Annotated in this window: 26 protein-coding genes and 1 other RNA gene; 15 read left to right on the forward strand and 12 right to left on the reverse strand. The window is 75.0% G+C overall.

Going from position 1 to position 24,425, the window contains the following annotated elements; genetic code table 11:
* Nucleotides 1–47: 47 nt before the first annotated feature.
* The 3 genes from K304_RS0105465 to K304_RS0105475 all read right to left on the reverse strand — a co-directional run bounded on the left by K304_RS0105465 (nt 48) and on the right by K304_RS0105475 (nt 3,025).
* Nucleotides 48–671, reverse strand: a complete 624-nt coding sequence (locus K304_RS0105465) for an SCO2322 family protein (protein WP_106965531.1) — start codon at nt 669–671, stop codon at nt 48–50.
* Between the two features lie 92 nt (nt 672–763).
* Nucleotides 764–2,041 carry an SCO2321 family membrane protein gene (locus K304_RS0105470; RefSeq protein ID WP_027762925.1) on the reverse strand — a complete coding sequence of 426 codons (1,278 nt, stop codon included), beginning with the start codon at nt 2,039–2,041 and terminating at the stop codon, nt 764–766.
* A gap of 348 nt (nt 2,042–2,389) precedes the next feature.
* Complete coding sequence (locus K304_RS0105475) at nt 2,390–3,025, reverse strand: TetR family transcriptional regulator (protein ID WP_027762926.1); 636 nt, start codon at nt 3,023–3,025, stop codon at nt 2,390–2,392.
* 222 nt (nt 3,026–3,247) lie between these two features.
* Here K304_RS0105475 and K304_RS27440 point away from each other — a divergent pair, with 222 nt between their 5' ends.
* The 4 genes from K304_RS27440 to K304_RS0105495 all read left to right on the forward strand — a co-directional run bounded on the left by K304_RS27440 (nt 3,248) and on the right by K304_RS0105495 (nt 7,470).
* A complete protein-coding gene (locus tag K304_RS27440; RefSeq protein ID WP_051307919.1) occupies nt 3,248–4,681 on the forward strand; it encodes a glycosyltransferase family 4 protein in 1,434 nt (477 codons plus the stop codon).
* Between the two features lie 147 nt (nt 4,682–4,828).
* Entirely contained in the window at nt 4,829–5,590 is a 762-nt protein-coding gene (locus tag K304_RS0105485) for a class I SAM-dependent methyltransferase (RefSeq protein ID WP_027762927.1), read from the forward strand.
* Entirely contained in the window at nt 5,587–6,654 is a 1,068-nt protein-coding gene (locus tag K304_RS0105490) for a prenyltransferase (RefSeq protein ID WP_027762928.1), read from the forward strand. Before K304_RS0105485 ends, K304_RS0105490 begins: the two co-directional genes overlap by 4 nt.
* A 162-nt stretch (nt 6,655–6,816) precedes the next feature.
* Nucleotides 6,817–7,470: a hemerythrin domain-containing protein gene (locus tag K304_RS0105495; protein ID WP_051307921.1), complete on the forward strand. Its 654-nt coding sequence runs from the start codon at nt 6,817–6,819 to the stop codon at nt 7,468–7,470.
* Between the two features lie 198 nt (nt 7,471–7,668).
* On the opposite strand, the gene K304_RS0105500 is transcribed toward K304_RS0105495, so the two are convergent.
* The 4 genes from K304_RS0105500 to K304_RS0105515 all read right to left on the reverse strand — a co-directional run bounded on the left by K304_RS0105500 (nt 7,669) and on the right by K304_RS0105515 (nt 10,758).
* Nucleotides 7,669–7,965, reverse strand: a complete 297-nt coding sequence (locus K304_RS0105500) for a hypothetical protein (protein WP_027762930.1) — start codon at nt 7,963–7,965, stop codon at nt 7,669–7,671.
* 152 nt (nt 7,966–8,117) lie between these two features.
* Nucleotides 8,118–9,050, reverse strand: a complete 933-nt coding sequence (locus tag K304_RS0105505; RefSeq protein WP_027762931.1) for a DUF5336 domain-containing protein — start codon at nt 9,048–9,050, stop codon at nt 8,118–8,120.
* Between the two features lie 158 nt (nt 9,051–9,208).
* Entirely contained in the window at nt 9,209–10,093 is an 885-nt protein-coding gene (locus tag K304_RS27445; RefSeq protein ID WP_037789320.1) for an N-acetylmuramoyl-L-alanine amidase, read from the reverse strand.
* Nucleotides 10,090–10,758 carry a class I SAM-dependent methyltransferase gene (locus K304_RS0105515; protein ID WP_051307923.1) on the reverse strand — a complete coding sequence of 223 codons (669 nt, stop codon included), beginning with the start codon at nt 10,756–10,758 and terminating at the stop codon, nt 10,090–10,092. Before K304_RS0105515 ends, K304_RS27445 begins: the two co-directional genes overlap by 4 nt.
* A 157-nt stretch (nt 10,759–10,915) precedes the next feature.
* Here K304_RS0105515 and K304_RS0105520 point away from each other — a divergent pair, with 157 nt between their 5' ends.
* From K304_RS0105520 to K304_RS27455, 5 genes are all read left to right on the forward strand, one after another.
* Nucleotides 10,916–11,365: an NUDIX domain-containing protein gene (locus tag K304_RS0105520; RefSeq protein ID WP_051307979.1), complete on the forward strand. Its 450-nt coding sequence runs from the start codon at nt 10,916–10,918 to the stop codon at nt 11,363–11,365.
* Nucleotides 11,366–11,457: 92 nt separating this feature from the next.
* Nucleotides 11,458–12,306 carry a DUF1206 domain-containing protein gene (locus K304_RS0105525; RefSeq protein WP_027762934.1) on the forward strand — a complete coding sequence of 283 codons (849 nt, stop codon included), beginning with the start codon at nt 11,458–11,460 and terminating at the stop codon, nt 12,304–12,306.
* A 98-nt stretch (nt 12,307–12,404) separates the two neighbouring features.
* Nucleotides 12,405–13,991 (forward strand): MFS transporter, encoded by a 1,587-nt coding sequence (locus K304_RS27450; RefSeq protein ID WP_078528600.1) that lies wholly within the window; start codon nt 12,405–12,407, stop codon nt 13,989–13,991.
* Nucleotides 13,992–14,022: 31 nt separating this feature from the next.
* Complete coding sequence (locus K304_RS0105535) at nt 14,023–14,805, forward strand: SDR family oxidoreductase (protein ID WP_027762935.1); 783 nt, start codon at nt 14,023–14,025, stop codon at nt 14,803–14,805.
* 65 nt (nt 14,806–14,870) lie between these two features.
* Nucleotides 14,871–15,773 (forward strand): MaoC/PaaZ C-terminal domain-containing protein, encoded by a 903-nt coding sequence (locus tag K304_RS27455; RefSeq protein ID WP_051307925.1) that lies wholly within the window; start codon nt 14,871–14,873, stop codon nt 15,771–15,773.
* 52 nt (nt 15,774–15,825) lie between these two features.
* Here K304_RS27455 and K304_RS33235 read toward each other — a convergent pair whose 3' ends face one another.
* Nucleotides 15,826–15,987, reverse strand: a complete 162-nt coding sequence (locus K304_RS33235) for a hypothetical protein (RefSeq protein ID WP_158687299.1) — start codon at nt 15,985–15,987, stop codon at nt 15,826–15,828.
* 186 nt (nt 15,988–16,173) lie between these two features.
* Complete coding sequence (locus K304_RS0105550; RefSeq protein WP_027762936.1) at nt 16,174–17,301, reverse strand: hypothetical protein; 1,128 nt, start codon at nt 17,299–17,301, stop codon at nt 16,174–16,176.
* A 273-nt stretch (nt 17,302–17,574) separates the two neighbouring features.
* Here K304_RS0105550 and K304_RS27460 point away from each other — a divergent pair, with 273 nt between their 5' ends.
* The 4 genes from K304_RS27460 (at nt 17,575) to msrA (ending at nt 21,256) form a co-directional block, all read left to right on the forward strand.
* A complete protein-coding gene (locus tag K304_RS27460) occupies nt 17,575–18,468 on the forward strand; it encodes a Nif3-like dinuclear metal center hexameric protein (protein ID WP_051307926.1) in 894 nt (297 codons plus the stop codon).
* Nucleotides 18,465–19,208, forward strand: a complete 744-nt coding sequence (locus tag K304_RS33240; RefSeq protein ID WP_027762937.1) for a CT398-like coiled coil hairpin domain-containing protein — start codon at nt 18,465–18,467, stop codon at nt 19,206–19,208. The genes K304_RS27460 and K304_RS33240 overlap by 4 nt, the downstream gene beginning before the upstream one ends.
* Nucleotides 19,208–20,503: a bifunctional RNase H/acid phosphatase gene (locus tag K304_RS0105565; RefSeq protein WP_027762938.1), complete on the forward strand. Its 1,296-nt coding sequence runs from the start codon at nt 19,208–19,210 to the stop codon at nt 20,501–20,503. The genes K304_RS33240 and K304_RS0105565 overlap by 1 nt, the downstream gene beginning before the upstream one ends.
* Before the next feature lie 102 nt (nt 20,504–20,605).
* Nucleotides 20,606–21,256 (forward strand): peptide-methionine (S)-S-oxide reductase MsrA, encoded by a 651-nt coding sequence (gene msrA, locus K304_RS0105570; RefSeq protein WP_027762939.1) that lies wholly within the window; start codon nt 20,606–20,608, stop codon nt 21,254–21,256.
* 10 nt (nt 21,257–21,266) lie between these two features.
* On the opposite strand, the gene eda is transcribed toward msrA, so the two are convergent.
* Genes eda through yaaA form a run of 3 tightly spaced genes read right to left on the reverse strand, consistent with a single transcriptional unit; the run spans nt 21,267 to nt 23,209 of the window.
* Complete coding sequence (eda, locus tag K304_RS0105575) at nt 21,267–21,914, reverse strand: bifunctional 4-hydroxy-2-oxoglutarate aldolase/2-dehydro-3-deoxy-phosphogluconate aldolase (protein WP_027762940.1); 648 nt, start codon at nt 21,912–21,914, stop codon at nt 21,267–21,269.
* Between the two features lie 50 nt (nt 21,915–21,964).
* Nucleotides 21,965–22,408, reverse strand: coding sequence for a hypothetical protein (locus K304_RS0105580; RefSeq protein WP_027762941.1), 444 nt, complete (start codon nt 22,406–22,408; stop codon nt 21,965–21,967).
* A 3-nt stretch (nt 22,409–22,411) separates the two neighbouring features.
* Nucleotides 22,412–23,209, reverse strand: coding sequence for a peroxide stress protein YaaA (gene yaaA / locus K304_RS0105585; protein WP_027762942.1), 798 nt, complete (start codon nt 23,207–23,209; stop codon nt 22,412–22,414).
* 192 nt (nt 23,210–23,401) lie between these two features.
* Between yaaA and K304_RS0105590 the strand changes: the two genes are divergently transcribed.
* Nucleotides 23,402–23,968 (forward strand): Uma2 family endonuclease, encoded by a 567-nt coding sequence (locus K304_RS0105590; RefSeq protein WP_027762943.1) that lies wholly within the window; start codon nt 23,402–23,404, stop codon nt 23,966–23,968.
* Nucleotides 23,969–23,997: 29 nt separating this feature from the next.
* Nucleotides 23,998–24,415: RNase P RNA component class A (rnpB, locus tag K304_RS31615), an RNA gene on the forward strand.
* Nucleotides 24,416–24,425: the final 10 nt, after the last annotated feature.

The raw sequence follows: 24,425 nt of genomic DNA on the forward strand, positions 1-24,425 counted from the left end.
GCGGGCCGGGAGACCGGTCGGCGGGGGAGGGCACGGGAGGCACGTCCTCAGTCGCGGCGGCGTCGGGTCTGCCAGAACGCGCCCGCCGCCAGAGCGACGACCACGCCCACGCCGACACCCACGCCGACGGCCGTCCCGCCGTCGTCGCCGTCCCGCGCGTCGGCGTCCGCCGCGCCGGAGCCCGGCTCCGGCTGCGACTCCGGGGCGCCGTCCGCGGACACCTCCTCGCCGCAGCCGCGCCCGGGGTAGCCGTCGATGGCGCACAGCAGCGCGGACGAGCCGTAGCGCAGCGGCTTCATCGTGGCGGCGAGCGCGTCGGCGGCCGTGGCGTCCTCCGCGACCCGCGCGCAGGCCGTCCGGCTCTCCGGCGGCCGTTCGCCGCTCGGGGCGTCCTCGGCGGTGCCGAAGTCGACGGAGAGGGCGATCCGCTTGGTGCCGTCCTCGGCCGCCGTGCCGCCGCAGATCTCCTGGAAGCCGGCGGGGCCGCGCGGCTTCGCCGCGTCCCCGGAGTTCTCGCTGACGGAGAAGCGGAAGCCGAGCACGTCGCCGTCGGCCGGCCGGAGCGCGGCCGGGCCCTGACGCGCGTACGTCCAGGCGCTGTCCGTGCGTTCCCAGAACGACCAGTACCGGTACCCGGCGGCCTGCGCCGGTACGGCCGCCGACACCAGCATCCCGGCCCCGAGCACCGCCGCGACCAGCGCCCGCAGCGGAGCCCGCCGCCGTGGGCCGCTTCCCCCGCCGGCCCGGCGGGGCAGCAGACCGCTCACTGCTTCCGCTTCCCGCGTCCGCTCAGCAGGATGCCGATGCCGATGCCGGCCACCAGGAACGCGGCCACCGTGGAGACGAGCGTGACGGTGTCGCCGTCGTCCTCCTTCTCCTCCTCGGCCTGGGACTTCGGCTCCTCCACCGCCGCCGGCTCCGGGCCGGTCGCGTTGAGCCGCTTCACCAGGTCGGTGCCGCCGAAGTCGCGCGGGTCGGTGCCGGTGGCGTGCGCGGCGAGGACCAGTTGACCGAGTGCGGCGGGCGACGAGGCGTGCTCGTCCCAGTCGCCGTGGTGCTTCTCCAGCCAGCCGACCGTGGAACGCGCGGCGTCGCCGTGGCCGCCGGCGGCCAGCGCGAGCACCGCGTCGGCCGTGTTGCCGTAGTCCGGCTGGTCCTCCGAGCCGGGGAGGGCCGACATCAGGTGCCAGTCGTTCTTCTTCAGCACGCCCGTGAGGTACGCGGCGCCCGCCTCCGCGGCGTCCTCCGGGTCCTTGCGGTCGCCGCCGCCTCCGCCGCAGGCGAGCGCCTCGACGGCCTCGTTCTCGTCCTGCTCCAGCGGCTCGACGACGAATCCGTCACCCTCGCCGGCCAGTGTGGCGGCCGCCGTCGCGTCGGTGTTGGGCGCGAGTGCGCCCTTCTTGTCGGGCTGGTAGGCGAACGCCCCGCGCTCGCCCGCCTTCGCGTCGCAGCCGAGCCGGAGGCCGAGCAGGGCGTCGTAGGGGGTGGCGTCCTTCTTCCCGGCGGTCGTCCGCTCCGGGTCCTGTCCGGCCTGTTCCAGCGCGCCGATCACCACGGACACCGAGTTGGCGTCGGACGGGGAACCGGGGTTGTAGCCCCAGCCGCCGTCGTCGTTCTGCACCGACTTCAGCCAGTCCACGGCCTTGCCCACGGCGTCGCCGTGACCGCCGAGCACCGACAGCGCCTGCACTGCTGCCGCGGTGGCGTTCGTGTCGGCGACGGTCTTCTTCCCGCACGGCGCGCCGGGGTCGGCCCGGTAGGAGGCGAACGAGCCGTCGTCGCACTGCTGCGCGGCGAGCCAGCCCACGGACTTCTTCGCCGGTGTGACCCCGGCGGTGTCCTGGGCGAGCAGCGCGAGGGACTGCCGCCACACACCGTCGTACGTCGGGTCGGCCTCGCCGTGCAGGCCGGCGTCGCCCTTGCCGGCGGCCGCCGGTGCGCCGCCCGGCGCGGTGACGGGGGACGCGGCCGCCAGGGGGGCTGCGACCGCACAGAGCACGGTGGTGGCGGCGAGGGCCGCTGCGCTGCGGCGCAGGAACATGACGGTGCCTTTCGGTGAGCCTTCACACGGTGGGTGGTCCACGCAGCCGCGCGCCCCGCACCTGTCCGCGCGTCTCGCGACGTGTGACGGCACACCGGGCTCAGCTCCGCATACCTCGACGGTGCCGGGGCCGCCCGCCGCGCCGGGCGCCCTGGGGTGCCGGCGCCGCGCCGTGCGGCTCCGGGAGCCTCGCCTGCGACCGGGCGCTCCGGCTCAGGGGCCCGGCGTCACGTCCTCCGCCCCCACCGGGGACGTACGCACGTGCACACGGGCACCTTCACGGTTGCGGGTCAGCGCCGGAATCGCACCGGCTTCCCCCGATCGAAGGCGTTCACTTCCGCGTCCACTCTAACCGGGCCCCCCGGAGGCGCCCCCGGCGCTGTCGGTGCCGTCCGCGGCGAGCAGCGTGCACACGGTCTCGACGTCCTCCGTGACCTGGGCGATCGAGGCGCGGCCGGAGAGCCAGGAGACCAGCGCCGAGTGCCAGGTGTGACCCACGACGCGGACTGCCGAGAGCCGACGCGGCGACGGCTCGCCGGTCGTACCCATCGCGTCCAGGACGATCGCCGTGGTCAGCTCCGACACGGCGTCGACCTCGCCGCACACCGAGCGGTCGCCGAAGTTCAGGGCGCGCACCATCGCGTCGGCGAGCAGCGGCTCCCGTTGCAGCTGCCGGAAGGCGCGCATCAGGGTCTCCGCGACCCGTGCCGGCGGGTCCTGGGCGGCGGGCGGGTGCCGGTGCAGGGCGGTGTGCAGTTGTTCCAGCTGGGCGTGCATGGTCGCGACGAGCAGGTGGACCTTGGAGGGGAAGTAGCGGTACAGCGTGCCGAGCGCGACCTCCGACAGCTCCGCCACCTCGCGCATCTGCACCGCGTCGAACCCGCCCCGGCGGGCCAGCCGTTCGGTGGCCTCCAGGATGCGCCGCCGCCGCTCCTCCTGCCGCGCGGTGCGCGCCGCCGCGGGCGGCTTCGCCCGTGCCGTCATGCCGTCCCCCTGGTGGCTCTCGTGCTCTCGCGACTCTCGTGACCTCGTGGTGCGTATCACCCGCTGTGGCCGCCCCGGGAAAGTGACCGGCCGGTAGATTCTGGGAACGTGCCCGGCGGCGAGCGCCGCGGGCGGAGGCGGGCGGAACAAACCTGAAACTTGTTCCACCCTAGCGCGAGCGGTTACGCTCCGGCGAGAGCGCAGTGACGAAGGGGGTCGTGAATGACCGCAGAGGCCGTGCACGACACCGCTGTTCGCGCTCACGGACCCACCGGAGGGCCGCTTGCCGAGGACGGCGGACGGCCGCTCAGAATCGCGCTGCTGTCCTACAAGGGGAACCCGTTCTGCGGCGGCCAGGGCGTGTATGTACGCCACCTCTCGCGGGAACTCGTCCGGCTCGGGCACCACGTCGAAGTGATCGGCGCGCAGCCGTATCCGGTACTCGACGAGGGCGTCACGCTCACCGAGCTGCCCAGCTTGGACCTGTACCGGCAGCCCGACCCGTTCCGCACGCCGCGCCGCGAGGAGTTCCGCGACTGGATCGACCTGCTGGAGGTCGCCACCATGTGGACCGGCGGTTTCCCCGAGCCGCTCACCTTCTCCCTCCGCGCCCGCCGCCATCTCGCCGCGCGCCACGGCGCGTTCGACGTTGTGCACGACAACCAGACGCTCGGCTACGGCCTGCTGGGTCTGGAACGGCTCGGCCTGCCCCTGGTCACCACGGTCCACCACCCCATCACCGTCGACCGGCGCCTCGAGCTGGACGCCGCTCCCACGCGGCGCCGCCGGGCGTCCGTACGGCGCTGGTACGGATTCACGCGGATGCAGGGCCGGGTGGCCCGCCGGCTGCCGTCCGTGCTGACCGTCTCCGGCTCCTCGCGCCGCGAGATCACCGACCACCTGGGCGTGCGCGACGACCGCGTCCACGTCGTGCACATCGGCGCCGACACCCGGCTCTTCGCCCCCGACCCCGCGGTGCCCGAAGTGCCCGGCCGCATCGTCACCACCTCCAGTGCCGACGTGCCGCTGAAGGGCCTGGTCCACCTGGTCGAGGCGCTCGCCGAGGTGCGCGCCGGGAATCCGGACGCGCACCTGGTCGTCGTCGGCCGCCGCCCCGAGAAGGGCCCCGTCGCCCGGGCCCTGGCGGAGCACGGGCTCCAGGACGCCGTCCGGTTCGTCAAGGGCATCAGCGACGCCGAGCTCGCCGACCTCGTACGCGGCGCCCAGGTCGCCTGCGTCCCGTCGCTGTACGAGGGCTTCTCGCTGCCCGCCGCCGAGGCCATGGCGACCGGCACGCCGCTCGTCGCCACCACCGGCGGCGCGCTGCCGGAGGTCGCCGGCCCGGACGGCGAGACCTGCCTGGCGGTGGCGCCCGGCGACTCCGGCGCCCTCGCCGCCGCGCTCGGCCGCCTGCTGCGCGATCCCGGGCTCCGCGCCCGGATCGGGGCCGCCGGACGGGCCCGCGTGCTGGAACGCTTCACCTGGGAGCAGGCCGCGCGCGGCACCGTCGCGCACTACCGTGCCGCGCTCGCCCGAGGAGTCCCCGCGCACACGGGCGGGCGGGCCGCGACCGCCGCGCCGGTCGCGCCTGCCGCCGCGCCGGTCGCCGCGAGCGCCGGTGCCGGGTCGCCCGTCACCCGGGACGGGGGCCGCTGACCGAGGCGTCCCGGCCCCTGCAGTCGCGCGCCCCTCCCGACCCTCCCGCCGAACCGTTCCCCCCGCACCGTGCCACTCCACCGCCGTACCGTCCCGCCACCGCCGCGAGGGCGGCGCCCGCACCGCCGAAAGAAGAGGCAGACCACCGTGCTGACCGTCGACTTCTCCCGCTTCCCGCTCGCCCCCGGGGACCGTGTGCTCGACCTCGGATGCGGCGCCGGACGGCACGCCTTCGAGTGCTACCGCCGCGGGGCACGCGTGGTGGCGCTGGACCGGAACGCCGAGGAGATCCGCGAGGTCGCCACGTGGTTCGCCGCCATGGCGGAGGCGGGCGAGGCACCGGCCGGTGCGACCGCGACCGCGATGGAGGGCGACGCCCTCGCCCTGCCGTTCCCCGACGACCGTTTCGACGTCGTGATCATCTCCGAGGTCATGGAGCACATCCACGACGACAAGGGCGTGCTCGCCGAGATGGTGCGGGTGCTGCGCCCCGGCGGACGCATCGCCGTGACCGTGCCCCGCTACGGCCCGGAGAAGGTGTGCTGGGCGCTCAGCGACGCCTACCACGAGGTCGAGGGCGGCCACATCCGCATCTACCGCGCCACCGAACTCCTCGCGCGCATGAGGGAAGCCGGGCTCCGCCCGTACGGCACCCACCACGCGCACGGCCTGCACGCGCCGTACTGGTGGCTCAAGTGCGCGTTCGGAGTGCACCGCGACGGCGACGACGCTCCGCTTCCGGTCCGCGCCTACCACAAGCTGCTGGTCTGGGACATCATGAAGCGCCCGCCGGTCACCCGCCTCGCCGAGCGCGCCCTGGACCCCCTCATCGGCAAGAGCTTCGTCGCCTACGCCACCAAGCCGCACCTGCCGGTCGCCGCCGCCGGTGGCGAGGAGGCGGGCGCGTGACGAGCCCCGGACGCACCGAACGGCTCGTCCTCCCCGGTGTCCTGACCGCCGAGCAGGCCGCCGCGACCGTCCGCGGCATCGCCGCCGTGCAGCGCGAGGACGGCGCCGTTCCCTGGTTCCGCGGGCACCACCTCGACCCCTGGGACCACGTCGAGGCCGCGATGGCGCTCGACGCCGCGGGCGAGCACCTCCGGGCCGAGGCCGCGTACCGCTGGCTCGCCGACCACCAACTCCCCGACGGCTCCTGGTACGCCGCCTACCACGACGGCGACGCCGCCCGCCCCACCGACCGGGCCAGGGAGACCAACTTCTGCGCCTACGTCGCGGTCGGCGTCTGGCACCACTACCTGGCCACCGGTGACGACGCCTTCGCCGACCGCATGTGGCCGGTCGTCGCCCGGGCCGTCGAGTTCGTCCTCGCCCTCCAGCAGCCCGGCGGCCAGATCGGCTGGAAACGCGAGCCCGACGGCACGCCCGTCGCCGACGCGCTGCTCACCGGCTGCTCGTCCGTGCACCACGCGCTGCGCTGCGCGCTCGCGCTGGCCGACCACCGCGAGGAGCCGCAGCCCGACTGGGAACTCGCCGCCGGCTGGCTCGGCCACGCCGTCCGCCACCACCCGGAGCGGTTCCTCGACAAGGACCGCTACTCCATGGACTGGTACTACCCCGTCCTCGGCGGAGCCGTGCGCGGCACGGCCGCGAAGCAGCGCATCGAGGACGGCTGGGACCGCTTCGTCGTCCCCGGCCTGGGTGTGCGCTGCGTGGTCCCCAACCCCTGGGTCACCGGCGGGGAGAGCGCCGAACTGGCCCTCGCCCTGTGGGCCGTCGGCGAGTCCGACCGTGCGCTGGACGTGCTGCGCTGGATGCAGCACCTGCGCGCCGACAACGGCATGTACTGGACGGGCTACGTCTTCGAGGACGACGCGGTCTGGCCCCGGGAGCAGACCGCGTGGACGGCCGGCTCCGTCCTCCTCGCCGTCGCCGCTCTCGGCGGCGACCCCGCCACCACCGCCGTCTTCGGAGCCGACGACCTCCCCACGGGCCTCACCCCGAACTGCTGCTGAACGTGCGCCCCGCAGCACGGCCGCTCCGGCCTCCCCGGGGAGGCCGGAGCGGCCGTGCTGCGGGCGGGGGATTCCGGGCGAACACCTGAGGTCTGCGGGGCACGATGGGACGTCGAGGCGCGGCCCCCGCTTCCGCGCAGATCCGGCGAACGAGGAGTGCCCATGCCGTCGCAGCCGTCGCAGCCGTCCACCGTCCTGCCGCCCGCACACCTGACGATGGTGCTGGCCCACCGCGCGATGGTCCACGACCTGGACCGCCTCGCCACCGTCGCCGACGAGCTGGCGCAGACGCCGGACGCCTCCCGCACCGCCGCGCTGCGGCGTTACGTCGAGCGGGTGTTCCACATCATCGAGCACCACCACGGGGGCGAGGACGCCCACCTGTGGCCGCTGCTGCGCGAGCGGGGCGGCGACCCCGAGGCGCTCGCCCTGCTCGACGCCGAACACGAGGAGCTGGCGAAGGCGCTGCACGTCTGGCACGAGGCCGTCCACCGTCTCGACGCCGACCCGGCGACCGCCGTCGACCTGGCCGCCCGGACCCGTGAGGTGCACGAACGGCTCGCCGCGCACGCCGCCGACGAGGAGCGGGAGCTGACCGGGCGCCTCGCGCCCGTGCTGGACGCCGCCGCGTGGAAGGGCTTCGCGACCCACATGCGCCGCACCGCCCCCGGCTGGACGCTGCGGTTCATGCCCGCGTGGCTGGCCGCCGTCGCCGAGCCGCACGAACGCGCCGGCATCCCGGCCCGGCCCCTGGCACGCCTCTTCGGGCCGTCCCTGGCCCGTGCCCAGCGGACGGTCTTCGCACCGCACGGCTGAACGCCGCGGCGGCGGAAGCGGAATCGGGGGGGGAGAGGCAGCCTCCGTCCACGAGGGCGCGGAGCCCCGACCGGGCGTGCCCCGGCCACCCGGCGGAGGAGACACGAAGGCGACCGCCGGGTCGCGGTGGGGGGTGGGAGGCGCGGCCCGGCGGTCGGTGTGGGGGTGCTGCCCGTGGGGGGGTGGGAGCGAGAGGGCTCAGGCCCGGCGGAGGCGGGAGGCGAGCCCGTGACCGATCAACAGGTAGGCGGCTGCGGCGATGCCGTAGTTGACCAGCACGTTCAGCCAGTCGGTCTCGATCGGGAAGAGGTCGTAGGACCAGCCGGCGAGCCAGCGTGCGGCGTCGTGCAGGCCGTCGACCAGTTCGTTCGACGGGTTGGCCTCGAGCAGGTACAGCGCGATCCAGAGGGCGATGATCCCGGCGAGGATGTCGGCGATGATCTGCAGGGCGACCCCTGCCGTGCTGGCTCCGGAACGTCTCGTCACGGTTGACATAACGAGCGGATAACCGGAATCGGCGCCGCCAAACGCACTGTTGTGCGCATGCCGACGACGACGGCCCCCCACCCGGACGGGTGAGGGGCCGTTTCGGCAGGTCAACGGTGTTGACCGGACCGGGAATCGAGATGCCGGTGCGGCTCCCGGAATCAGCCGCGCTGGATGCCGGAGGTGTCCTGCAGGACCCCGCGGCGGCCGTCCTGCGTCTGCGCGACGAGCGCCTGGCCGCGCTGCTCGACCGCCAGGTACCAGGTGCCCGGCGCCAGTTCGGCGACCGGGTTCGGCGAACCGTCCTCCGGGAACAGCGGCCGGTTCACGGGCACGGCGAACCAGAACGGCTGGAAGTCGGCAGCGGGAGCCGGGCCGGCCGGCTGCGGCTGAGCCGTCTGCTGCGCGGCCTGCGGCTGCGGCTGGCCGCCGAGCGACTGGCCCTGGCCGGGGACCGGCTGGGGCTGGCCGGGCTGACCCGGCTGCGGGACGCCGTGCTGCTGCGGGGCGCCCGGCTGGGGCTGGCCCTGCTGGCCGGGGTAGCCGTAGCCGCCGGGCTGCGGCTGCTGACCGTACGGCGCCTGCTGGCCCGGGTAGCCGTAACCACCCGGCGGCTGCTGGCCGTACGGGCCGGCCGGCTGCGGTCCGGCGGCGGGGATCAGCGACGCCTTGAGCGCGGGAACCTGCTCGGTGAGCACCGCCGCGGCGGCGAGCACCAGCGTGGCGAGCAGACCGAGGATGGCCCCGATGCCCATCGTCACCTGCTCCGGGCCGACGATGAGCGACCACAGCGAGCTCCACAGCGACGCGACCGCGAGGGGAACGCCCCACTGGGAGAGGGTCAGGCCGCCGACCTTGACCTGGGGCACGAACCGGCCCACGACGATCAGGGCCGCTGCCAGGATGCCGACGAGGAACAGCGTCGGCAGGACCAGCCCGAGCCGCTCCGTGTCCCAGGCGCTCGGCATCTCGACGCCGTCACAGAATTTGCCTTCGCAGTCGGCTGCGTAGAAGTCGAGGAAGGAGGCGATGAACAGCAGCAGTGCTGCTCCGATCACCGCGCCGTCGCCTCGGGTGAGCGAGCGGATGTTCAACGTGGGGTCCTTAGTCGGTCTGTGTGGTCTTCGGTGGCATGTGACGCCTGTGCCGGGGGTGAGCCCCCATCGTACGGGCGGCACCGCGATCCGTTGTGCGCGGCCGTCCCCCGGGGTGACGACGCGTCGTCCCACGGGCCCCGGCGTTCCTCACCGGGTCACGGCCGTTCCCCGGTGAGGAACGCCGCGACGCCCTGCGCGACCCCCCGCGCGGCGCGTGCGCGCCAGGCCGGATCGGTCAGCAGCGCCGCGTCCCGCGGGTCGCGCATGTTGCCGCACTCGAGGAAGACCTTCGGCGTCCTGCTGAGGTTGAGCCCGCCGAGGTCGTCGCGCTTCACCAGGCCGTCCCCGCCGCCCGCGTACGTGGACACCCGGGTGCCGGTCGCCTCACCGAAGGCCGCCACCAGTGCGCGTCCGAGGCGTTCGGACGGTTGCGCCACGCCCCTGGTGTCGGCCTTCCCCTCGTGCACCGGCCGCGGGGCGATGACGTGGAAGCCCCGGTCCCCCTCGCCGGCGCCGTCGGCGTGGACGGACACCGCCGCGTCGGCGTGCGCCTCGTTGCCGATCGTGGCGCGTTCGTCGATGCACGGCCCCCACGGGCGGTCGCCGTCCTGCGTCAGCCGCACGGTCGCCCCGAGACGCTCGAGTGCGGTGCGGGCCCGCCGGGACACGTCCAGGGTGAACGCCGCCTCGGCATACCCCTCGTTCGTCGCGGTGCCGGTGGTGTCGCAGTCCTTCTTCCCGGTGCCGATGTCCACCTGCTGGGTCATCTTCTCCGGGTGCCGGTGGTTGGCCGGGTTGTGTCCGGGGTCGATCACGACGGTCCGCCCCGCGAGCGGCTTGCGCGCGGTGGCACCCGGGCTCGGGCTCCGCGCGCCGGGGCCGGGCGAGGCGCCGGTCCGTCCGGGACCGGGCTCCGACGGGTCGCCCGCCCCGTTCCCGGCGTCCCGGGCGAGCCACACCAGCCCGCCCACCAGGCACAACGGCACCAGCAGCGCGAGCACCACGAGCGGCGTACGGCGGCGGGGCGGCGGAGCCGTCACAGGCCCGGGCCCGTCCGGCGCAGGACGCGCAGCGAGCCGGTCGCCGCGACCTCCGCGAACGCACCCGATTCCCGGGCCCGCCGGTAGATCCGGTACGGCGCCTGCCCGCCGTCCGCGGGATCGGGGAACACGTCGTGGATCACCAGCAGTCCGCGCTCGGCCAGGTGCGGGGCCCAGCCCTCGTAGTCGGCGGCGGCGTGCGCGTCGGTGTGACCCCCGTCCACGAAGACCAGGCCCAGGCTGCCGCCCCACACCGCGGCGACCTGCGGCGAACGGCCGACCAGCGCGACGACGTGGTCCTCCAGCCCGGCGGCGTGCAGCGTGCGCCGGAACGTCGGCAGCGTCTCCATCCGCCCCACCTCCGGGTCGACCAGCGACGCGTCGTGGTAATCCCAGCCGGGCTGCTGCTCCTCGCTGCCCCGGTGGTGGTCGACGGTCAGCACGGTGACCCCCGCCGCACGCGCGGCGTCCGCGAGCAGCAGGGTGGACCGCCCGCAGTAGGTGCCCACCTCCAGCAACGGCAGCCCCATCCGTGCCGCTTCGGAGGCGGCGCCGTACAGGGCCAGACCCTCGTCGGCGGGCATGAAGCCCTTGGCCGCTTCGAAGGCGGCCATGACCTCCGGGCCGGGCCGGGGCGCGGGATTCCGCGCGGCTGCGGTGTGCATGGGCCTCATGCTGCCGTACGGAACGCGCGCCCGGCACGCGGGGCGGGTGCGCGGACGCGGTGCGGCCGAAACCCGGTGCGCTCCGGCCGGTGCCCGCGAGACACTGCCCGACGTGACACAGACACCCCCCGCCCCGCTGCCGCCCGCCGTCGACTCCATGACCCTGCTGGTCGGGGCGGTGATCGTGCACGACAGGGCGCGCGACCGGGTGCTCCTGCTCCAGCGCGGTCCGCGGGCCAAGTTCGCGCGCGGCCTGTGGGACCTGCCGGTCGGCAAGGCCGACCCGGGCGAGGCCGTCACCGCCACCGCCGTCCGCGAACTCCGGGAGGAGACCGGTCTCGTCGTCGCGCCGGAGGACCTGCGGGTCGCCCACATCGTGCACGGCAGGAGCGGTGTCGAGTCGCCGAACGGCTTCCTCACCGTCGTCTTCGCCGCCGAACGCTGGACGGGCGCACCGGAGAACCGCGAGCCGCACAAGCACGCCGCGCTGCGCTGGTGGCCGGCCGGCGCGCTGCCGCAGCCGGCGGAGGCCGTCCCCAGCATGCGGACGGCGGTCACCCGTTACCTGACCGGTGGTGTGGAGGTCTCCACGCGCGGCTGGGACTGAGCCTCCCGGCGATCGCCGCGCACGAGCGGACCGGGGCCGAGCGGTCGTTTCTCCGCCTGCGGTCGGGGCAGACGGCGCTCGGGAGGGATGAGATGAACGCATCTTCGACCGCGCGACGCAGCAGACGCTCCGCTCGGCGTTCCGCGCGGCAGGCCAAGAACAGCACCGCGATGAAGGGTGCCGCCCGCTGGGGCTTCGCCGCACGCGGCCTGATCTACCTCCTCGTCGGCGTGCTCGCCCTGCAGATCGCCTTCGGCGACTCCGGGGAGCAGGCCGACCGGGGTGGAGCTCTGCAGGCCATCGCACAGCGGCCGTTCGGCTCCGCGGTGATCTGGGCACTGGGTATCGGGCTGGCCGGCATGGCCCTGTGGCGACTCTCCGAGGCCGTCGTCGGGGCCACCGGCAAGGACGGCATGAAGACGTCCAAGCGACTCCAGTCCGCCGCCCGTTTCCTCCTTTACGCGGCGATATCCACCTCCGTTCTCGCCTACGCGGCGGGGGACCGCAGCGGCAGCCAGTCCAGCGACAAGCAGTCCCAGGACGTCACCGCCCGCGTGATGGAGATGCCCGCCGGCCCCTGGCTCGTGGGCCTCGTCGGCGCGGGGCTGGTCGGCGCCGGACTCTGGATCGGCCTGCGCGCGGTGCAGCGCAAGTACCGCGAGCACCTGAGGGTGTCCGGCATGTCGCGGCGCACCCGCAACGTGGTCGACGTGCTCGGTGTCGTCGGAGGCGTCTGCCGGGGCGCCGTCTTCGCCGTCGCGGGCGGCTTCCTCGTCAAGGCGGCGTTCAGCTTCGACCCGGACGAGGCGAAGGGCGTCGACGACACGCTGCGCACCTTCGCCGAGACCCCGGCCGGTCCGTGGCTGCTCGTCGCGGTCGCCGCCGGCCTGGTGCTCTTCGGCCTCTTCTCCTTCGCGATGGCGCGCTGGCGCAAGGTCTGAACCGGGTCGCCCGCCCGCCCCCGGAGAGGTCCTAGGACCGCGGTCCGGGGGCGGGCGGGCGGATGTCCCGATGCCGGATCCCGGACCGCAGTGCGACGATGGCACGCATGGTCCCGACCCGTTCCACCACCTCCGCCGCTGGCCGGAGCCGCCGCGAGCAGCGTCCACCGCACGTGTGGGCCGTCGTACTCGCGGCGTGTGCAGGCCAGTTCCTGGTGGTGCTGGACGTGTCCGTGGTGAACGTCGCACTGCCGTCGATGCGCAGCGACCTGGGCATGAGCGCGACCGGCCTGCAGTGGGTGCTCAACGCCTACACGCTCACCTTCGCCGGGTTCATGCTCCTCGGCGGCCGGGCCGGCGACCTCTTCGGGCGGAAGAGGATGTTCCTCCTCGGTCTCGGGGTCTTCGTCGCCGCCAGCCTCGCCGGGGGCCTCGCTCAGGACGGCTGGCAGCTCGTCGCCGCCCGCGCGGCCCAGGGCGTCGGCGCGGCCGTGCTCGCCCCGTCGACGCTCACCATCCTCACCACTTCCTTCCCGGAGGGCCCCGCCCGCACCCGGGCGATCGGGACCTGGACGGCCGTCGGCGCGGGCGGCGGCGCGGCGGGCGGCCTGGTGGGCGGGGTGCTCACGGACGCGCTGTCCTGGCGCTGGGTGCTGCTGATCAACGTGCCGGTCGGTGCGCTGGTGCTCGTCGCGGCCGCCCTCTGGGTGACCGAGAGCAGGCTGGGTGGCCGGCGACGCCTCGACCTCCCGGGCGCTCTGCTGGTCACCAGCGGTCTGGGAGCGGTCGCGTACGGCATCGTGCAGACGGAGACGACCGGTTGGTCGTCCGGGCAGGCCCTGGGGCCGCTGTTCGGGGGCGTGGCCGTGCTCGGCGTCTTCGTCGCCGTCGAGGCCCGCACCCGCGCGCCGCTGGTGCCGCTGAAGCTCTTCCGGCTGCGTTCGGTCTCGGCCGCCAACCTGGCGATGTTCGTCAACGGCGCGGCGATGTTCTGCATGTGGTACTTCATGTCGCTGTACATGCAGAACGCGCTCGGGTACACGCCGCTCCAGGCCGGCCTGGGATTCATCCCCCAGTCGCTCAGCATCGTCCTGGGTTCCAAGCTCGCCCCCGTGCTGATGCAGCGGATCGAGGCCCGCACGCTCGCCGTGGCCGGGACGCTCACCGCCGCGTCCGGCTACCTCTGGCAGACCGGGATGCACGCCGGCGGCGACTACCTCACGACCGTGCTCGGCCCCGGGGTGCTCATGGCCCTCGGCGCCGGTCTGTCCGCCACCCCGCTGGCCGCCGTCGCCACGGCGGGGGCCGAGCCGCGCGACGCGGGCCTGGTGTCCGGACTCGTCAACACCTCGCGGACGATGGGCGGCGCGCTGGGCCTGGCGGCGCTGTCCACGGTCGCGGCCACCCGCATCGACGGCTCCGACGCGGAGAGCGAGGCGGCCGGGTACGCGCTCGCGTTCGGCACCGGCGCCTGGATACTGCTGGGAAGCGCGGTGCTGATGATCACCACCCTGCCCCGTGCCGACCGCGGCCCCGCCCCGCCAGCCGCAGCCGCCACCCCCGGTGCACCGGCCGACGCCGTCACCGAAGCCGCGTCCGACGCCGTCACCGAAGCCGCAGCGGACGAAGCCGCCGCGACGGAGACCGGGACCGGCGCCGGCGGCCGTACCGTCCGGAAGTCCTGACGACGTCCCGAAAACCCGAGGAGCCGAACACGTGCCCGTCCCGCCCGAGCCGTTTCCCGCCACCGGCCGGCGCGTGCTGGTCACCGGCGCCGCCCGCGGCCTGGGCCGCGCCCTCGCCCGCACCTTCGCCGAGAACGGCGACCGGATCGCCGTGCACTACGGAACGCGGCGTGCCGACGCCGAGGAGACGTTGCGCGCGCTGCCCGGCGACGGGCACGCGCTGCTCGCCGCCGACCTGTCCGGCCCCGAGGGCGCGCGGCGACTCGTCACCGAGGCCGCCGGTGCGCTGGGCGGCGTGGACGTTCTGGTGAACAACGCGGCGGTCAACACCCCGCACCCGCCCGCCGGGACGCCGTTCGAGGAATGGACGGACGCCTGGCGCCGCCACACCGACGTGAACCTGCTCGGCACCGCTCATGTCTCCCACCAGGCGGCGCAGCACATGATCGCGGCCGGGCGGGGAGGCCGCATCGTCAACATCGGTTCGCGCGGCGCCTTCCGCGGCGAACCCGACCACCCCGCCTACGCGGCCACCAAGGCGGCCGTCCACGCACTCGGCCAGTCGCTGGCCGTCGCGCTCGCTCCGCACGGCATCGCGGTGGCCTCCGTGGCCCCCGGGTTCTTCGCCACCGAACGCGTCGCCCACCGGCTCACCGGCGAGGAGGGCGACGCCATCCGTGCGCAGAGCCCGTACGGCCGGGTGGCCGCGCCGGAGGAGATCGCGGCGGCCGTGCGGTGGCTGGCCTCCCCGGAGGCCGCATGGAGTTCCGGTACCGTCCTCGACCTCAACGGCGCCTCCTACCTGCGCACCTGACCGCCCGCCCCCGGGGCCTTCGGTTCCCGGCCCCGCCCGCCCCGTCGCCGAAGGAGCCGCCGGACATGCCGATCGACGTCCCCCGCGCCCTGTCCGCAGGGCCCCGCAGCACCCGGCTGACCTGGGACCACCGGGACGTGCGGCTCTACCACCTTGGGGTCGGCGCCGGGATCCCCGCCACCGACCCCGCCGAACTCCGCTACACCCTGGAGAGCCGGCTGCACGTGCTGCCCGGCTTCGCCACCGTGGCGGGCGGCGCCATGGACTGGGCGGACGCCGTCTCCGCGCCCGGTGTGGACGTCGATCTGGCCGCCGTGCTGCACGGCGGCCAGGACCTCACGCTCCACCGCCCCCTGCCGGTGAGCGGCGACGTCGTCCGGACGTCCACGCTGACCGCCGTGCACGACAAGGGCGGCGCCGCGGTCCTCGTGGTCCGGGCCGAAGCGGCGGACGCGGAGGGCCCGTTGTGGACCAGCGAGGCGCAGGTCTTCGTCCGCGGTGAGGGAGGCTTCGGCGGTGCCCGGGGCCCGTCCGGCCGCCCGCCCGCGCCCGAAGGAGACCCGGACCGGGTGGTGGAACGCCCGCTCCGCGAGGACCAGGCACTCCTCTACCGCCTGAGCGGCGACGGCAACCCGCTGCACGCCGATCCCGACTTCGCCCGCCGCGCCGGCTTCGCGCGCCCGGTCCTGCACGGCCTGTGCAGCTACGGCGTCGTCCTGAAGGCCGCCGTCGACACCGAGTGCGCGGGTGACGTGACTCGCGTGCGGCGTTGCACCGCCCGCTTCACCGGTGTCGCCTACCCGGGCGAGACCCTGCGGGTCGCCTTCCGTCGCCCGGCGCCGGGCGTACTCCGCGCGGAGGTCACCGCCGCCGAGCGCGACGACGCCCCGGTGCTGGGCGCGCTCATCGAACTCCTCGGCCCGGGTGCCCGGAGCGGAGCAGGGGCGCACGGGGTGCCCGGGGCCTGAGAAGTCCAGTGCCCCGGAGGGCGGTGCCCGGGCGGACGGGACCCGGGAAGCGTCAGCCTTCGCCCGGTGTGCGGCGGTGGCGGCCCGGACCGGGTGCCGTGGGCTGAGGTTCCTCCGCCTCGGCGGCCGGCCCCCGGTGTCTGCCGTGTCCCGAGGAGGTGGAGTCGGCGGCCGGTTCGGCGTGTGCGGGCTTCTCCCGTGCGACGTCGGACATGAGGATGGCGCTCCGTGCTCTGGTGTTCGCTGTCTGGGCTCGCGCCCGGTCAGCCCCGCTACCCGGTCCGCCCGTCGGTATGCGCCTCGCCGGTCGTGGCGTGCCCCGTGGTTGCGCGATCGTCACCTGCCGTCCCCCGGGCCGGGGGCGACGACCCGCCCCGCACGTCCCGGGCCCCCTCCCGGGTCATCCCCGCGCCATCGGCGCCTGCTGGAGCGGCACGGGCCGGGGCGCCGCCGGGGGAGCGGGCGGGGCGGGGGAGTGCCGGTCCGCCGCAGGGGCCCGCACCGGGACCGGCCCGGCCGCGACGGTCGCGACCCCGCACGCCGTGCCGGGGGTCGAGAAGGGCAGGCGCAGCTCGCCGTCCGCCGTCCACACCCCGCTCCCGGCGAGCCAGCCGTGCGGCGCGGCCACGTGCCGCAACGTCCGCTGCGCGGGCCGCCACACCGCCGCCCACGTGCCGTTCGGCCCGTCCACCCGCAGTGCCACCGCGCAGCTCTCCGGCAGCAGCACCTGACCCGGCTGCACGGCGAAGGGGGTGAGCCGCACGCCTTCGGGGCGCAGCGCCTCGGGGAACCGCACCGGCAGGCTGCTGCCCAGCACGCCCCAGCCGAGGCGCTCCTCGCCGGGAGCGTCGGACCGCAGCAGGAGCAGGCCGCTGTCCGGGTCGGCCAGCAGCAGCCGGTCGTCGCTCTCCTCGGTGATCTGGAGGAGCGGCGACACCGCGCCGGAACACCCCAGGTCGACGACGACCGTCTTGGTGCGGGCGCCGCCGGGCTCGGTGCGGTCCAGGGCGAGCAGCCGCGCCTCGCGGTCCAGCCACACCCCGCCGGAGCACCGCCCGTCCACCTCGGCGACCTGCCGGGGCCCGTCCGCGCCGCCCCCCGCGACCAGCCAGACCTGCGTCCGGTCCGGTCCGGCCACCAGCCCGTACGCGAGGTGTCCGGCCGGCGTGGGCGGGAGCAGCGTGAGCCACTCGGAGTCGACGGTGCCCAGGGCGAGTTCGCCGGTGGCGGGCCCGCTGGGGTAGAGCAGGGCGAGCCGGTGCGCGCCGGTCTCGCGGCGGGCGACCAGCACCCGCCCGTCGGCGAGCGGCAGCAGCTGGGTGCCGGGCTCCTCCGGCCCCGTGCCGGGCAGGGCCACGGCGTACGGTTCCGGACCGTCCAGCGTCCAGCGCTCCGGGTACCAGCCGCCCTCCCCGCCGGCCCGCCGGGTGAGCCGCGCACCGTAGCCACCGTCGGCCGCGATCACGAAGCCGGTGTGCCCGGTCGTACCGCCGTCTCCCGCGGTCGCCTCCACGGCACAAGCAGTCATGGTTCGGTCACCTCCTGCGACGAAGTTATGCCTCGCACTTCCGGCCGAACAACGCGAGTTGAGCGCCTTCACGCATAAGGGTGGAGGTGAACCGATTCTGCTGAAACGGGGCGCCCGGTGTGCAAGCACCCGCCCCCGCAGCCCGTCCACCCGCCCCGGAGCCCGTCCACGCGCCCACGGGCGCCGCCGCGCACGCCCCCACTCACGCCCCCGCGCACGGCCTCCGGTACGCGGCCGGGCGAAGGCCCGGAGGTGGAAGGTAGCCTTTCACCCGTGCCCGTACTTTCCGACGTCATCGCCGCGCTCGACGGACTGTGGCCCCGTGAGCGCGCCGAGCAGTGGGACGCCGTCGGCCCGGTCTGCGGCGACCCGGACACCGAGGTGACCCGGGTCCTCTTCGCCGTCGACCCGGTGCAGGAGATCGCCGACGAGGCCGTCGCGCTCGGCGCCGAGTTGCTCGTCACCCACCACCCCCTGTACCTGCGCGGCACCACCACCGTCGCCGCCGACACCTTCAAGGGCCGCGTCGTCCACACCCTGATCCGGAACGGCGTCGCGCTCCACGTCGCGCACACCAACGCCGACCGCGCCGACCCCGGCGTCTCCGACGCCCTCGCGGGCGCTCTCGGCCTCCGCGTACTGCGCCCCCTGGTGCCTGACCCCGAGGACCCCGCCGGACGGCGCGGCCTCGGCCGCATCTGCGAACTCGAGACGCCGCTGCCGCTGCGCGAGTTCGCCGCGCTGGCCGCGGCCCGGCTGCCCGCCACCGCCCAGGGCGTACGTGCCGCAGGCGCCCGCGACCGCCCCGTGCGCACCGTCGCGGTGTGCGGCGGCTCCGGCGACAGCCTCTTCGACCAGGTGCGCGCCGCCGGTGTGGACGCCTACCTCACCGCCGACCTGCGCCACCACCCCGCGTCCGAGGCCCGTGAGCACTCGCCGCTCGCCCTCGTCGACGCCGCCCACTTCGCCACCGAGTGGCCCTGGTGCGAGCAGGCCGCCGCCGAGCTCGACGCCGTCTCCGACCGCAACCGCTGGGGCCTGCGCACGCACGTCTCCCGCACGGTCACCGACCCCTGGACCGCCCACGCGGCGTCCTCCGCAACCGCCGCGACGGCCCCCCAGGCGGGGTTCGCCGTCGCACCGACGAACACTGGAGCCCCCAACTGAACGCCGCGCCCGCCGACCAGATCCGACTCCTCGACGTCCAGGACCTCGACACGCGCCTCGCGCAGCTCGCACACCGGCGCCGTGCACTGCCCGAGCACGAGGAGATCCAGACCCTGGAGGCCGACCTCACCCAGCTCCGCGACCTCCTCGTCGCCGCCCGCACCGAGGAGAGCGACACCGCCCGCGAGCAGACGAAGGCGGAGCAGGACGTCGACCAGGTGCGCCGGCGCGCCGCACGCGACCAGCAGCGCCTCGACTCCGGCATGGTCACCAACCCGAAGGACCTGGAGAGCCTGCAGAGCGAGATCGCCTCACTCGCCAAGCGTCAGGGCGACCTCGAGGACGTCGTCCTGGAGGTCATGGAGCGCCGCGAGTCCGCGCAGGAGCGCGCCACCGAACTCGCCGACCGCGTCGCCGCCGTCGAGGCCAAGGCGGGCGACGCCACCTCCCGCCGCGACGCCGCCGTCCGGGACCTCGACGCCGACGCCGGTTCCGTGCGTAAGGAGCGCGAGGTCGTCGCCGGGTCCGTGCCCGCCGACCTGATGAAGCTGTACGAGAAGATCCGCGAGCAGCAGGGCGGCGTCGGCGCCGCCAAGCTCTACCAGCGGCGCTGCGAGGGATGCCGCCTGGAGCTCAACATCACCGAACTCAACGAGGTGCGGGATGCCGCCGAGGACGCCGTCGTGCGGTGCGAGAACTGCCGCCGCATCCTCGTCCGCACGCCCGAGTCCGGTCTCTGATGGCCCCCGCCCACAGCGGCCGCACGTTCGTCGTCGAGGCGGACGGCGGCTCGCGCGGCAACCCCGGCCCGGCCGGGTACGGCGCCGTGGTCCGTGACGCCGCCACCGGCGAAACGCTGCGTGAGGCCGCCGAGTTCATCGGCCGCGCCACCAACAACGTCGCCGAGTACCGCGGCCTGGTGGCCGGGCTGCGCGCGGCCCGCGAACTGGACCCGTCGGCGGCGGTGCGCGTGCGGATGGACTCCAAGCTGGTCGTGGAGCAGATGTCCGGCCGCTGGAAGATCAAGCACGCGGACATGCGCGCCCTGGCGGGCGAGGCGCGCGACGTCTACCCGCCCGGTGCCGTCTCCTACGAGTGGATCCCGCGCGCCGAGAACAAGCACGCCGACCGGCTCGCCAACGAGGCGATGGACGCCGGCAAGCGCGGGCAGCAGTGGTCGCCCTCCGGTTCGACCGCCGACCTCGACACCCGCGCCGACCGCGCCGCCCCCCGTGCCGCAGCGGCGACCGCCCCCGCCACGGCAGCGGACACCGCCCCCGCCACGGCAGCGGACACCGCCCCCGCCACGGCCGCGGACACCGCCCCCGCCACGGCCGCGGAGGCCGAAGCCGTCCCGGAGACCCGCCCGTCCGCGCCCGCCGCCCCACCCCCCGGCTGGGGCCCGGACCTCGGCCCGCCCACCACCTTCGTGCTCCTCCGGCACGGCGAGACCGAACTGACCCCGCAGAAGCGCTTCTCGGGCTCCGGCGGCAGCGACCCCGGCCTCTCCGGCACCGGCCGACGGCAGGCCGAGGCGGCCGCCACCGCGCTGGCCGCCCGCGGCACCGTGCAGGCCGTCGTCACCTCGCCGCTGCGCCGCTGCCGCGAAACCGCCGACGTCGTCGCCGCCCGCCTCGGACGCGACGTCCGCGTCGAAGACGGCCTCCGCGAGGCGGACTTCGGCGACTGGGAGGGCCTGACCTTCTCCGAGGTGCGCACCCGCCACCCGCACGACCTGGAGAAGTGGCTCGCCTCCCCGGACGCCGAACCCACCGGCGGCGGCGAGAGCTTCGCCACCGTCGCCCGGCGCGTCGCCGTGGCCCGCGACAAGCTCCTCGCCCGCTACCCGGGGAAGACGGTCCTCCTCGTCACCCACGTCACCCCGGTCAAGACCCTGGCCCGTCTGGCGCTGGGCGCACCCCCGGAGTCGCTGTTCCGCATGGAACTCGCCGCGGCCTCCCTCACCGCCGTCGCCTACTACGCCGACGGCAACGCCTCCCTCCGCCTCCTCAACGACACCTCCCACCTCCGCTGACTTCCGGCCCCGCCGCTTCGCATCGTGCGGCGGGGGTCCGGGTATGCCGTACGGAGCGCACCACGCCCCGTCCGTCCTCCCCGTCTCACGAGGTCCCCGCCGATGTCCGACACCTTCGTCCACCGCCTGCCGACGCCCGAGGAGACGCTGCCCGGGCGGGCCGAGCGCGCCTTCCCGCTGCCGGAGAAGCACGCCGAGCTCGGCACCCCGCTGCTCGGCCCGTACCCGGAGGGCAGCGAGATCGCGGACTTCGCCCTCGGCTGCTTCTGGGGCGCCGAGCGCCGGTTCTGGCGTACGCCCGGGGTGTGGACGACCCTCGTCGGCTTCCAGGGCGGCCGCACCCCGCACCCCGTCTCCGACGAGGTCGCCTCCGGGCGCACCGGCCACGCGGAGACGGTCCGTGTCGTCTTCGACCCCCGACGGGTGACGTACGCGCAGCTGCTCCGGGTCTTCTGGGAGGGCCACGATCCGACCCAGGGCATGCGGCAGGGCAACGACATCGGCACGCACTGCCGTTCGGCGCTCTTCGTGCACGCGCCGCAGCAGGAGGAGGCGGCGGAGGCGAGCCGGGAGGCCTACCAGCGGGCTCTGTCCGACGCCGGTCACGGCGGCATCACCACGGAGATCCTGTCCGCCGAAACCTTCCCCTTCTACCCGGGGGAGACCCGCCACCAGCAGTACCTCCACCACACCCCCCTCGGCTACTGCGGCTTCGGCGGAACCGGCGTCGCCTGCCCGACGGGGACGTCCTGAACGACGCGCTTCAGCCCGGGATGCGGAGCGTGACCGCCTCACGGGCGAGCCGGGTGACGCGGGACCAGTCGCGGGCGGCGAGGGCGTCGTCGGGAAGCATCCAGGAGCCGCCGACGCAGGCGACGTTGGGCAGTGCCAGGTAGTCCGCCGCGGTGGACGCGGAGATGCCGCCCGTGGGGCAGAAGCGGGCGCGGGGAAGAGGCGAGGAGAGCGCCCGCAGGTACGCCGCGCCGCCCGCCGCCTCGGCGGGGAAGAACTTCATGTCGGTGACGCCCTGTTCGAGCAGCGCGAGCACCTCGGACGCCGTGGACGCCCCCGGCAGGAACGGCAGCGCGGACTCGCGCAGCGAGCGCAGCAGCAGGTCCGTGCAGCCGGGGCTGACCAGGAAGCGCGCCCCGGCGTCGACGGCGGCGCGGACGTGATCGGGGGCCAGCACGGTGCCCGCGCCCACCACCGCCTCCGGTACCTCCGCCGCGATGCGGGCGATCACCTCGGGCGCGGCCCGCGTGCGGAGGGTGACCTCGATCGCGGGCAGGCCGCCCTCGACCAGCGCCCGGGCCAGCGGCACCGCGTCGACGGCGTCATCGAGGACGACGACCGGCACGACGGGAGCGAGGTCCAGCACGGGCGACGGCGCTGCGGGCGGTGTGGCGGTCATGCCGGCCATGGTCGCAGACCTGCCCCGGTGGCCTCGTCCCCACCGCTGCGTCAACGCGGGGGCAGCACGGCGAGGGCCTGCACGCGCGACGCGGCGAAGCCGCTGCCGCACCGCGGGCAGCCGCCGACCAGCCGGTGCGCGGCGAGATGGGGACCGAACAGCGGCAGCCCCGCCTCGGGATACAGCGCCGCCACGCGCGCGGAGCAGACCCGGCACGACAGCGTGCGTGCCTGGCCGAGCGCGACGCCCCGCAGATCGTCCGGCTGCGGGACGTCCTGCGGAGGGCCCGGCCGGTCCGGCGGCCAGACCGCGACGTAGGCGCCCTCGCCGCCGCGGGCGAAGCGGAGCAGCGCCGGGCGGAAGCGGTCCTCGAGCCGTGCGGCGAGATCGGCGGCGGGACGCAGTACGGGCGGCACGGAGTCCCGGGCGAAGACGTCCAGTTCCGCCCAGGGCAGGGTGAAGCGCCACGCCGGAGGGTGTGCGTCCCCGGGCACGTCTCAGATCTCGGTGACGATCACGTCGAGCTGCCAGGACCGGCCCGGCCCGGCCGGTGCGTCGGCCTCCACCGTGTGGCCCAGTTCCCTTAGCGTGGCCGCCAGTTCGGCAGGTGTGCGCGGCGCCGCGCCGGACTCCAGCAGGGCGCGCACGATGCGGCCCTTCGTCGCCTTGTTGAAGTGCGACACGACGGTCCGCTTCTCCCGGCCGTCCACGAGGGTGGAGTGCAGCACGCGGACGGTCGCCGTGCGCTCCGCGAGAGCCCCCTTCGGCTTCCACATCGCGGCGTAGGCGGAGGATCGCAGGTCCAGCACCAGCCCGTCCCCGGCCGCCTCCGGCAGCGCCTCGGCGAGCGGGCCGCGCCAGTGCGCGGCGAGCGGGCCCAGGCCGGGGAGCTTCACGCCGCCCGAGCAGCGGTATGCCGGAATGCGGTCCTTGACCCCGACCGCACCCCACAGGGCGGAGAAGACCAGCAGCGAACGGGAGGCGCGCCGTTTGGCCGCTGGGCTCAGGGACGCCAGGCCGAGGGCGTCGTACAGCACGCCGGTGTAGATCTCCCCGGCCGGGCGTGTGGGCGCGGTGCGCAGACCCGCGTTCTTCGCGACCTCGCCGCGCAGCCCTTCGCTGAGGCCCAGTACCTCGCGCGCCTTCTCCTCATCGCCGGAGCAGAGCTCGACCAGTTCGTCGAGCACCGCCTCCCGCGCGGCCGTCAGGCCCGGCAGCGACAGCCCGCCCGGAGCGAGGGCGGCCCCCCGGCTCACGGTGGCCTTCCCCTCCGACGGCGGCAGCAGCACCAGCACGTGTCGTTCCTCCCGGCTTCCTCGCCCGACGTCGCGTCCCGCCCGCAGCCTACGCGGCGCGTACGTACGCCCTCCGTGTGGGAGAGGCGCAGGTGTGCCACGATCGAGTGAGCAAGGTCGATTTCCTGAGCGTCGTTCCCCTCGGCGCCTCGATCATGGTCGCGACCAAGGAAAGGGTGTGACATGGCCGTCATGACACACGAGCCGCTTTCGCAAGAAGAGATCTTGCAGGAAGGCTTCCTCGCCCTGGGCGTTCCCGACGGCTTCCGGGCCGAACTGATCGAGGGGGAGATCGTCGTGACGCCGCCGCCGAACGGCCACCACGAGAGTTGCATCAACCGGATCGTGAAGCAGACCCTGCGGCTGGCGGCCGCCGACCTGGACTTCTCCGGACACCGGGGCATCGAGATCGTTCCGCCCACCGGGCCGGTGCACAAATTGATCCCTGACGGCACATGGGCGCTGAGCGAGGACGACGTCTTTCCCAGCGACGAGCCCTGGATGCCGGTGCACCTCCTCGTCATGGTGGCGGAGGTCACGTCGAAGCGTGCTGACCGTGACAGAGCTGCCAAACGTCGTTGCTACGCCCAAGGCGCCATCCCGCTCTCCCTGTTGGTCGATCGGGAGCGGAGCCAGGTCACTCTGCATGCCGAGCCGAAGGGAGGGGACTATCGCGAAGCTCTGACGTATCCCTTCGGCAAGCCCGTCCCTCTACCCGCACCCCTTTCTTTCGACCTGGACACGTCCGGACTGACCTGATCACACGGGTACCATGGCCGTACGGCAGACGAGTCGTGCGGGCGGTCGCGTCGGGGCCTTCGGGCTCCGCCGAGGAACGTCCGGGCTCCACAGGGCAGGGTGGTAGGTAACGCCTACCTGGGGCGACCCACGGGACAGTGCCACAGAAAACAGACCGCCGGGGCCGCGAGGCACCCGGTAAGGGTGAAACGGTGGTGTAAGAGACCACCAGCGGCCGGGGTGACCCGGCCGGCTCGGTAAACCCCACCCGGAGCAAGGTCAAGAGGCGCCGCCTCCCACGTGGAAACGTGGACGCGGCGCTGCGCGGATGTTCGAGGGCGGCCCGCCCGAGTCCGCGGGTAGACCGCTGGAGGTCGTCGGTGACGGCGACCCTAGATGGATGACCGCCTCCGGGCGGACCGCGAGGTCCGCCCGAGACAGGACCCGGCGTACAGCACGGCTCGTCTGCCGCCTCATC

Source organism: Streptomyces sp. CNS606 (genome assembly GCF_000426325.1).

What these genes read in the sequence shown, in the direction of transcription:
- K304_RS0105465 (WP_106965531.1), bottom strand. Translation starts at nt 671, where the DNA reads ATGCTGGTGTCGGCGGCCGTACCGGCGCAGGCCGCCGGGTACCGGTAC.
- K304_RS0105470 (WP_027762925.1), bottom strand. Translation starts at nt 2,041, where the DNA reads ATGTTCCTGCGCCGCAGCGCAGCGGCCCTCGCCGCCACCACCGTGCTC.
- K304_RS0105475 (WP_027762926.1), bottom strand. Translation starts at nt 3,025, where the DNA reads ATGACGGCACGGGCGAAGCCGCCCGCGGCGGCGCGCACCGCGCGGCAG.
- K304_RS27440 (WP_051307919.1), top strand. Translation starts at nt 3,248, where the DNA reads ATGACCGCAGAGGCCGTGCACGACACCGCTGTTCGCGCTCACGGACCC.
- K304_RS0105495 (WP_051307921.1), top strand. Translation starts at nt 6,817, where the DNA reads ATGCCGTCGCAGCCGTCGCAGCCGTCCACCGTCCTGCCGCCCGCACAC.
- K304_RS0105500 (WP_027762930.1), bottom strand. Translation starts at nt 7,965, where the DNA reads ATGTCAACCGTGACGAGACGTTCCGGAGCCAGCACGGCAGGGGTCGCC.
- K304_RS0105515 (WP_051307923.1), bottom strand. Translation starts at nt 10,758, where the DNA reads ATGCACACCGCAGCCGCGCGGAATCCCGCGCCCCGGCCCGGCCCGGAG.
- K304_RS0105520 (WP_051307979.1), top strand. Translation starts at nt 10,916, where the DNA reads ATGACCCTGCTGGTCGGGGCGGTGATCGTGCACGACAGGGCGCGCGAC.
- K304_RS0105525 (WP_027762934.1), top strand. Translation starts at nt 11,458, where the DNA reads ATGAACGCATCTTCGACCGCGCGACGCAGCAGACGCTCCGCTCGGCGT.
- K304_RS27450 (WP_078528600.1), top strand. Translation starts at nt 12,405, where the DNA reads ATGGCACGCATGGTCCCGACCCGTTCCACCACCTCCGCCGCTGGCCGG.
- K304_RS27455 (WP_051307925.1), top strand. Translation starts at nt 14,871, where the DNA reads ATGCCGATCGACGTCCCCCGCGCCCTGTCCGCAGGGCCCCGCAGCACC.
- K304_RS33235 (WP_158687299.1), bottom strand. Translation starts at nt 15,987, where the DNA reads ATGTCCGACGTCGCACGGGAGAAGCCCGCACACGCCGAACCGGCCGCC.
- K304_RS0105550 (WP_027762936.1), bottom strand. Translation starts at nt 17,301, where the DNA reads ATGACTGCTTGTGCCGTGGAGGCGACCGCGGGAGACGGCGGTACGACC.
- K304_RS0105565 (WP_027762938.1), top strand. Translation starts at nt 19,208, where the DNA reads ATGGCCCCCGCCCACAGCGGCCGCACGTTCGTCGTCGAGGCGGACGGC.
- msrA (WP_027762939.1), top strand. Translation starts at nt 20,606, where the DNA reads ATGTCCGACACCTTCGTCCACCGCCTGCCGACGCCCGAGGAGACGCTG.
- eda (WP_027762940.1), bottom strand. Translation starts at nt 21,914, where the DNA reads ATGACCGCCACACCGCCCGCAGCGCCGTCGCCCGTGCTGGACCTCGCT.
- K304_RS0105590 (WP_027762943.1), top strand. Translation starts at nt 23,402, where the DNA reads ATGACACACGAGCCGCTTTCGCAAGAAGAGATCTTGCAGGAAGGCTTC.